Here is an 8,909-nt window from a genome sequence, read left to right as displayed (position 1 = left end):
AAGGATTTCCAGATTTTTTGGGAAAAACATCGAGGGCCGCAAAGGTAACCTGAAAAACCTTCTCTCAACGTTCTGGGGCCCGCGACCTGCCTTCAGGCGGTCGCGCCGACGGCAGGCAAGTAGCCGGAATTCACTTCCGGCGTTAAGCGCAGCCGCCGTCGTACAAGCCGCGCATCCTGTACAGTGTGTCTTGCGCAAACGGGACAGAGCAAACGCCGAAGCCTCCAAATGTCTGCGCCCACCTGCGGTGGCCGACTCCTGTCCGACAAATGTCGGACACTCGTGTCAAAGGATGGATTTCCAGATTTTTGGGAAGAAACATCGAGGGCCGCAAAGGTAACCTGAAAAACCTTCTCTCAACGCTCTGGGACCCGCGACCAGCCTTCAGGCGGTCGCGCCGACGGGCATAAGCAGGCGGGATTCACTCCCGCCGTTAAACGCAATGCCCGTCGTACAAGCCACGCATTCTGTACAGTGTGTCTTGCGCAAACGGGCAGTTGCGGCACTCGGGAAAAGAAAAATGTCGGTCGCGCCGACGGCAGGCAAGTAGGCGGAATTCACTTCCGGCGTCAACCGCAGCCGCCGTCGTACAAGCCGCGCATCCTGCACAGCGTGTCTTTCGCAAACAGGACGTGGCGGCCCCGGAAGCGCCCGAGAGAAAGCGTGCGGGGCGGAGCATTTCCCCCCACACACAGAATAGCCTGCTCTTTCGAGGCGCGTTGCCCTCCTGTTCCAGACATCCCCCTTGCGCAGCAACAGCCACCCCCTCGCAGCTCCCCTTCTCAGCTCGAACACCCGGTGCGTCGTTGCAGGAACTCTTCACCGCGCGTTTTCCCGGCTTGTTCCGCCTTCCCAAGCGGGGCCACTTTTGCGTCAAATTCCGTTCCGCTTCTGCCAAAAATGTCACCTCAGACGGCCATTTTTGTCGACAACCGTGAAAATTTTTGAATATTTTTAAAAAAGTAAATTTATTTCAAGTGGTTGTGTTTTGTATCATTATTGACAAAATCATCCATCAGGAATAACGTGCTCACAACAGTCTTTCTGTTGCGCCACAACGATCGGAAAGCGTTCTCTCCCCATCAACAGCAAGTTTCAGAGGTGCGTTCCCTTGAAAAAGTCTCTTGCAGTTCTCATGTCTCTGGCCATGCTTCTCGCCGGCTCCGTCGCCGCCGAGGCCAAAATCACCCTCAAGGTGGCCAACTCCGGCCCTGACACCCCGGAAAACCGCACTGTCTGCGCGGCCGACGTCTATACCGACATGGTCCGCAAAGCCACCAACGGCGAAGTGGAACTCGTGTTCTATCACGCGAGCAAGCTCGGCGGTGAAGCTGAAGCCCTCGAAGGCATTCAGATGGGCACCATCGACATGGGCACCCTCACGAGCGGCCCTGCCGCCAACTTCGTGCCCCAGACCATGGTGTTCGACATTCCCTACCTCATTCAGAGCAGCCCCGCGGGCTGGGAATTTCTGAAGTCCGACTTCGTGAAGAAGCTCTCCGACGACTTCTGCAAGAGAACCGGCGTGCGCATTCTCGCCGTGGCCGAACACGGCTTCCGTCACTTCACCGCCAAGGGCGTGGAACTGAAGAGCCCCGCCGACATGAAGGGCCTCAAGATCCGCGTGATGGAAAACCCCGCCCACATGGCCATGACCCGTGGTCTCGGCGCCTCCCCCACCCCCATTTCCTACAGCGAACTCTACATGGCCCTGCAGCAGGGCGTGGTGGACGGCATGGAATGCCCCATCGCCAACATTCACGACTCCAAGTTCTACGAAGTGCAGGACAGCCTCGTGCTTGACGGTCATCTCTACGGCCCGCTGCTCATCTTCATCAACGAAGACAAGTTCCAGAGCCTGACCCCCGCCCAGCAGGAAGCCCTCTACAAGGGCGCGCAGGCCTTCTGCATCGTGCATGCGGGCATCACCGCCGCGAGCGACGCCGCCGCCCTCAAGGACATGGCCGACAAGGGCATGAAGATTCATCAGCCCACCCCCGAAGAACAGAAGATGTTCCGCGAAGCCGCCCAGCCCGCCTCCCTCAAGATCATTGCCGACCGCGTCGGTCAGCAGTGGGTCGACGGCGCCATCAAGGCCGCGAACGAAGCCGAAGCCAAGGTGGCCGGCCACGAACAGCAGCTCATGGATGAATGCATCCGCGAAGCTCAGGAAATGGTGAAGATAGCCCGCTCCGGCAAGTAGGCGATTCCGACCCGCAGCCAGTGTTCCCGGGAAAGGCTTTTTCTGCGGAATGAGCCTTTCCCGGTTGTTTTGTCCCGAAACATCCGCACGGTCTTTTGACGGTGGCATCGTCCCCGACTTTTTCCTGTGCGGCCCCTAACCGAAGCGCCTGTCGGACGCTTCCTTCCCTTTGAGGTTTACCCTAATGAAAAATGTCATGACGTTGATCTCCCTTCAGGTCAACAGGCTGACCAATGTTCTCATGAAGGTCAGTCTGTGGCTGGGCATCGCCCTCTGCATTGTTATGGTCTTGGCCACGCTGGGGCAGGTTTTCTGCCGCTTTACGCATCTGTTCACCTTTGAAACCAGCGAGGAAATCGCCCGCTTCAGCATGTGCTGGATGGCCATGCTCGGCAGCGCCGCCGCCCTGCGTCAGGGCCGGCATCTGGGTGTCCGCATTCTCGTCGAACATCTGCCTTCCGGCGTGTACGACAAATATCTCGCCCCGATCATCCAGCTTGTCATGCTGGCCTTTTTCCTGCTCGTCACGGTCAAGGGCTGGGCCTTCGCCATGCGCGGAGCCATGCAGGTTTCTCCCGCGCTTCAGCTTCCCATGATCTATCCGTACCTCTGCCTGCCCGTGGGCGGCGCCCTCATGGCCCTTTCCATGATCGCCGACATGCTCCAGGACCGCTTCCCCACCAGCGCCGGTTCCAACGCCAGCATCGCCAGCACCGTTATGGAAGACATCTCCGAAGTCGCCGCCACCTGCGAAAACTCGCAGGAAGCCCCCGTCTTCGATCCCCTCTCTCAGAACCGCGACAGCAAGTAGGGATCTCGTCATGCTCATGCTCATTTTTCTCGTCTTTCTGGTCTCGCTGTTCCTCGGCGTGCCGGTCGCCCTCTGCCTCGCCTTCACCACGGTGGCGGGCCTCATGCTTCACGACACCTCCCTGCTCGTGGTCGTTCAGCGCATGTTCCAGGGCTTCAACTCCTTCTCCCTCCTCGCCGTGCCCTTCTTCGTGCTCGCCGGCGATCTCATGAACAAGTGCGGCATCACCCAGCGCCTCATCGACTTCTCCTACATGCTGGTCGGCCGCATTCCCGGCGGTCTCGCCCATTCCAACATCGCCGCATCCATGTTCCTCGGCGGCATCAGCGGCTCCGCCGTCGCCGACGCCGCCGCCATCGGCTCCATCATGGTTCCCGGCATGATCAGGAACGGCTACAATCCCGGCTTCAGCGCCGCCGTCACCGCCGCCGCCTCCACCATGGGCCCCATCATTCCGCCTTCCATCCTCATGGTCATCATGGGCGTCACCACAGGCATGAGCATCGGCGGCCTCTTCATGGCAGGCATCGTGCCCGGCCTCATGCTCGGCCTCGGCATGATGGCCTACAGCTACTTCGTCGCCATCCGCGAAAACTACCCCCGCGATCCCAATCCCCTCACCATCAAACGCTTCTGCCGCGAATTCTGGAAGGCCCTCCCCGCCCTCATGGCCCCCACCATCATCATGGGCGGCATCATGTTCGGCATCTTCACCTCCACCGAAGCCGCCGCCGTCGCCGTGCTCTACGCCCTGCTGCTCGGCATCTGCCACCGCACCCTCCGTCTCAAGGACCTCATCGAAGTCCTCGGCTCCAGCGTGCTCACCACCGCGGTGCTCCTGCTCATCATCGGCACCGCCAACGCCTTCGCCTGGCTCCTCGCCGCCGAACAGATTCCCAATCAGCTCGCGGCCCTCATTCAGTCCGTCACCAGCAACAAGTTCATCATCCTGCTTCTGCTCAACATCCTGCTGCTCTTCGTCGGCATGTTCATGGAAGGCGGCGCGGCCATCATCATTCTGGCCCCCACGCTCCTCAACGTGGCCACGCAGGTGGGCATCGAACCTTTGCACTTCGGCATGATCATGGTGCTCAACATGGCCGTCGGTCTGCTCACCCCGCCGCTCGGCGTGTGTCTGTTCGTCATCTGCGGCGTCACCAAGCTCGATCTCTCCTACGTCATCCGCTCGGTGCTGCCGTTCATTGCCGTGGAACTCGCCGTGCTGCTGCTCGTCACCTACGTGCCCGCCTTCTGTCTCACCATCCCCCGCATGCTGGGTTACCTGTAACCGCAAACCTTTTCTGATTCCCCTCTGCCCGGGCCCGGGAATATTCCCGCGTCCGGGCGCGGGCGTCTTCTTTCGCCTTCAACGGGAAGCCTTCCGCTTCCTCAACCGGTATCTGTCATGAACACGAAACTCAGTTCCCACGTCACGCCGCTGCGCTTCAGCGTCATCCGCAGCATGCTCGAAAGGGCTTCCGCCTATCACGACGTCATTTCCCTCAGCATCGGCGAGCCCGACTTCGACACCCCCGCCTTCGTGTGCGAGGCCGCCATGAAGGACGCCGAACACGGCTACACCCATTACGCCGCCTCCTCCGGCGATCCCGATCTGCGCGCCGCCCTGCTCGACGCCGAACGCGCCAAATCCGGCCTGCCCTGGCAGCAGGAACATCTGCTCATCACCTCCGGCGCCATGCACGGCCTGCTCGCCGTGATGCGCACCCTGCTCGACGAAGGCGACGAAGTGCTCACCCCCGCGCCCTGCTTCTCCGACTATCAGGGCCACTGCGCCCTCGCGGGCGGCAGACTCGTGCCCGTGGCCACCAGCTTTGAGAACGGATTCATTCCAACCCTCGACGACATGGAAGCCGCCCTCACGCCGAAAACGCGCGCCCTGCTCATCAACTCGCCCTGCAATCCTTCGGGCGTGGTCTTCGACGCCGCCACCCTCGACATGCTCGCCGATTTCGCCGTGCGCCACGACCTTGTGGTGATTTCCGACGAGGTGTACGACAGCATCGTGTTTCAGGGAAAGGCCGAAAGCATTGCCACGCGTCCGGGCATGTTCGAGCGCACGGTGGTGCTCAATTCCTTTTCCAAGGCTTTTGCCATGACCGGATGGCGCGTGGGCTACGCCCTCGGCCCCTCCTGGATCATGAAGGAAATGATTAAAGTGCTGAGCTACTCCGTGGCGAGCACCGGCACGCCGAACCAGCGCGCCGCCCTGGCCGCGCTCAAGGGCCCGCGCGCGCCCTTCGACGCCTTCCGCGACGCCTATCGCCGCCGCACGCATCTGGCCGCCGAGCGCCTCAACGCCATGCCCGGCGTGCGCTGCCTCGAACCGGCCGGAACTTTTTATCTGTTCCCGCACATCGAGGCCGCGGAACAGGATTCCCTGGCCTTTGCCCTCGATCTGCTCGACAAGGAACAGGTCATCGTGGTGCCGGGCTTCCCCTTCGGACCGGAAAAGACCGTGAAGGGCTGCGTGCGCCTCGCCTGCACCGTGGACGAGAACAGGCTCTCCGAAGCCATGGACCGCATCGAACGTTATCTGAAGACGCGCTAGCACAAGAGGAGAAAAGCTATGAGTCTGCCTTCCGGCATTGCCGGCGAGCTGAAAAATATTCTCGGAGCCGATGGCTTTCTGGAAAGCGAAGAGGATCTGCGTTCCTTCGCCTACGACCTTTTCGCCAATCACAAGCCCGACGCCGTGGCCCTGCCCGCCACGGTGGAAGAAGTTTCGGCCGTCATGCGGCTGTGCAATCAGCATCACGTGCCTGTGTATCCGCGCGGTTCCGGCACCAGTCTGGCCGGTTCTCCGGTGCCGGTCATGGGCGGGCTCGTGCTGTGCAGCTCGCGCATGAACAAGGTGCTTGAGGTGTCCGTCACCGATCGCCTCGCCCGCGTGCAGGCCGGCTGCGTCACCGCCGAGCTGCAGAAGGCCGCCGCCGAAAAGGGCCTCATGTATCCGCCGAACCCCACCTCCTGCCTCTATTCCACCATCGGCGGCAACGTGTCCACCAACGCGGGCGGCGCAAGCGGAGCCAAGTACGGCGTCACCCGCGACTACCTGCTCGGCCTCACCGTGGTGCTGCCCGGCGGCGAAATCGTGCGCATGGGCAATCGCTGTCAGAAGGACGTCACGGGCTTCGATCTGCCCCGCCTCATCTGCGGCTCCGAAGGCCTGCTCGGCTTCATCGCCGAAGTCACGGTGAAGCTCATTCCGCTGCCCGAAAGCATCCGCACGGCGCTCGCCTACTTCGACGACGCCGCCGAAGCCGGTTCCGTGGTCACGGACATCGTGGGTCACCGCATTCTGCCCTGCACGCTCGAACTCATGGACGGCGTGTTCCTGAAGACCGTGGCCGAAGTGTACGGCGTGCCCTGCCCCGAAGGCGCGGGCGCGGCCCTGCTCATCGAGGTGGACGGCCCCGACATGGTGCTCGAAGGCCAGATGAAGACCATCGAGAAGATCTGCGGCGAACATCACGCCATCGGCATGGAATTTGCGGCCACGGAAGAAGAACGCGACACCCTCTGGAAGGCGCGTCGCGGCGGCACGGCGGCGCTGGTGCGTCAGGCCGACCGCCTGGTCACGCTGGACTACGCCGTGCCCGTGTCGCTGCTGCCCAGGGCGCTCAAGCTCATGGAAAAGCTCGCGAACGAGCATCACTGCAACGTGGTGACCATCGCTCACGCGGCCGACGGCAATCTGCACCCCATGGTGCTCTACAGCCCGGGCGTGCCTGCGGAAGACGCGGCCTACCATGCCTTCTGCGACGCCTCCACCCGCGCCATTCTGGAACTCGGCGGCACCGTGAGCGGCGAACACGGCATCGGTCTGGAAAAGAAGCAGTACATGCCCATGCAGCTCGGCGACGAACAGATGCGCATCATGCGGGGCATCTGCCGCCTGTTCGACCCTTACGGCATCATGAATCCCGGCAAGCTGGAGCGATAGTCATGAACGGCCCCACCTGTGAATACTGCGGCCGCTGCCTGAGCGTGTGCCCCAGTTACAAGCATTATCTCGTGGAAACCTTCGGCCCGCGGGCGCGCATTGATCTGGCCCGCGCCGTGGCTTCCGGCGAGCTCAACCCCGGCGAACGCTACCACGAATCCATCAAGAGCTGCATGCAGTGCCTCTCCTGCACGGAAATATGCGGCAAGGGCGTGGACGGCGCACAGATCATTCTCGACGCCCGCCTCGCCGAAGGCGACGGCAAGCTCACCATGAAGCGCCGCCTGGAGAAGCTCGTCACCTGCGCTCTTCTGCCCCGGCGCGAGCTCACGCGCAAGGTGGTGCGCACCTGTTCGTTCTTCCAGTGGCTGTTCCCGCTGGATCGGCGCGGCAGCATACGCCACCTGCCCGACGCCCTGTGCGGCGCGGCGGGCAAGCGCAGCATGCCGAACCTCGCCTCCAAGTCGCTGTACGACCTTCTGCCCGAACGCATCATGCCGCCGGACGACGTCACGCAGATCGGCGAAGTGGCGCTGTTCACGGGCTGCTTCGGCGGCCTCGTGAACGTGGAAGCCTCGCTGCGCCTCGTGAACGCCCTCACCGCGCGCGGCTACACCGTGTTTCTGCCCCGCGCCCAGTCGTGCTGCGGCGCGCCCGCCCAGCTCAGCGGCTTCGGCGAAGCCTTTGAAAAGGCGCAGGCCCACAACGCGGAAGTGTTCGCCGCCTGCGGCTCCATGCCGGTGCTCACCCTGTGCGCCACCTGCCACCGCACCCTCTCGCGCGAATACACCCTGGCCGGAAAGGAACTCGCCGGCCGCATCGTGGACGCCGCCGTGTTCCTGCGCCGCCACGACGCCCGCTTCGGCTTCGATTCCCCCCTGCCGCCGCTGCCCGCCGCAGCCCTCCTGCGCCAGAAGGAACGCCCCGTGAGCGCCGGCGATCCGCTCGTCGTCGCCGTTCACGATCCCTGCCACTTCCGCCTCGACAATCAGGTGAAACACGCCATCCGTGAGGAACTCGCGTCCAAGCCCTGGATAAAGCTCGTGGAACTCCCCGACCCCGGCGCCTGCTGCGGCGGAGGAGGCATCTCCAGCCTCAAAAACCCCGACATCGCCGACGAACTCGGCGAGGCCAGAGCTAAAGCCGTCATCGAAAGCGGCGCCGACGTCGTCACCGCCCAGTGCCCCGGCTGCGTCCTCCAGCTCAACAACCACCTGAAACGACTCAAAGCCACCGCCAGAGCCTGCCATACCCTCGAACTCATTGGGAAGTAGAAGTAGAGGAAGAGGACAGGCAAGAGCAGCGGGGCGCTGCCCCGCACCCCGCCGGGGGAAATAATTCCCCCCGGTCCCCCCTGGTTCCGCCTCCGGCTTCGCCGTTCGGCGGGCCGAGGCGGCTCGATTGGCTGGCCTGGCGTGGTTTCGGCTGCCATCTCAGTGCGGACGTGCGCTGCCGCGCCCGCCCGCCGTGCCGACGGTTGACCGGCTTCGCCGACCAACCGTAAAAAAAGACAAGGAGTCGGGATTTTCTCCCGGCTCCTTTGTGGTTTAAATTTTCCTTTCTAAAAAACGTCCGCGCGCTTCTGGCCACACCGGATATTCTGTGCGGGAATCGCCCCCACGCCATCCTTTTCCCAAAATATCTGGAAATACGTCCTCGCATACGACTGTTCAACAAAAACGAACGCGCCGTTGCTCTTGCCGACAGTTCCGACGGACATTCCCCCCAGTCTTAGGCATCTTCCCCAAAATCTGGAAATCCTTTCCTTTGACACGACTGTCCGGCAAAGGCCGGACAGGAGTCGGCCACCGCAGGTGGGCGCAGCAGCGCACACCTGCACTGAGTCCGCAGACCGAACCGCGCACGCCAAGCACTCCGGCATCCGCAGTCCCTGCCTTCCCGAACTCCTGCTCTCTTCGGCAAAGCGCTTT

6 protein-coding genes are annotated in these 8,909 nt (G+C 62.6%); all 6 read left to right on the top strand.

The window, feature by feature from the left end; translation table 11 throughout:
- The first annotated feature begins 1,111 nt into the window (after positions 1-1,111).
- The 6 genes from dctP (at position 1,112) to ACZM96_RS07970 (ending at position 8,252) form a co-directional block, all read left to right on the top strand.
- A complete protein-coding gene (gene dctP, locus ACZM96_RS07995) occupies positions 1,112-2,203 on the top strand; it encodes a TRAP transporter substrate-binding protein DctP (protein ID WP_489488409.1) in 1,092 nt (363 codons plus the stop codon).
- Between the two features lie 196 nt (positions 2,204-2,399).
- Positions 2,400-3,014, top strand: coding sequence for a TRAP transporter small permease (locus tag ACZM96_RS07990; protein ID WP_489488408.1), 615 nt, complete (start codon positions 2,400-2,402; stop codon positions 3,012-3,014).
- 10 nt (positions 3,015-3,024) lie between these two features.
- Entirely contained in the window at positions 3,025-4,302 is a 1,278-nt protein-coding gene (locus ACZM96_RS07985) for a TRAP transporter large permease (RefSeq protein ID WP_489488407.1), read from the top strand.
- 117 nt (positions 4,303-4,419) lie between these two features.
- Positions 4,420-5,583: a pyridoxal phosphate-dependent aminotransferase gene (locus tag ACZM96_RS07980; protein WP_489488406.1), complete on the top strand. Its 1,164-nt coding sequence runs from the start codon at positions 4,420-4,422 to the stop codon at positions 5,581-5,583.
- An 18-nt stretch (positions 5,584-5,601) separates the two neighbouring features.
- Positions 5,602-6,978 (top strand): FAD-binding oxidoreductase, encoded by a 1,377-nt coding sequence (locus tag ACZM96_RS07975; protein ID WP_489488405.1) that lies wholly within the window; start codon positions 5,602-5,604, stop codon positions 6,976-6,978.
- 2 nt (positions 6,979-6,980) lie between these two features.
- Entirely contained in the window at positions 6,981-8,252 is a 1,272-nt protein-coding gene (locus ACZM96_RS07970; RefSeq protein WP_489488403.1) for a (Fe-S)-binding protein, read from the top strand.
- The last annotated feature ends 657 nt before the right edge of the window (positions 8,253-8,909 follow it).

This window comes from Mailhella sp., assembly GCF_057866825.1.
Note: the sequence above shows the minus strand (reverse complement) of the source record. Positions and strands in the feature narration are given on the sequence as shown.

Excerpts from the sequence above, each read along its gene's own strand:
- ACZM96_RS07990 (WP_489488408.1), top strand. The coding sequence starts at position 2,400 with ATGACGTTGATCTCCCTTCAGGTCAACAGGCTGACCAATGTTCTCATG.
- ACZM96_RS07985 (WP_489488407.1), top strand. The coding sequence starts at position 3,025 with ATGCTCATGCTCATTTTTCTCGTCTTTCTGGTCTCGCTGTTCCTCGGC.
- ACZM96_RS07980 (WP_489488406.1), top strand. The coding sequence starts at position 4,420 with ATGAACACGAAACTCAGTTCCCACGTCACGCCGCTGCGCTTCAGCGTC.
- ACZM96_RS07975 (WP_489488405.1), top strand. The coding sequence starts at position 5,602 with ATGAGTCTGCCTTCCGGCATTGCCGGCGAGCTGAAAAATATTCTCGGA.
- ACZM96_RS07970 (WP_489488403.1), top strand. The coding sequence starts at position 6,981 with ATGAACGGCCCCACCTGTGAATACTGCGGCCGCTGCCTGAGCGTGTGC.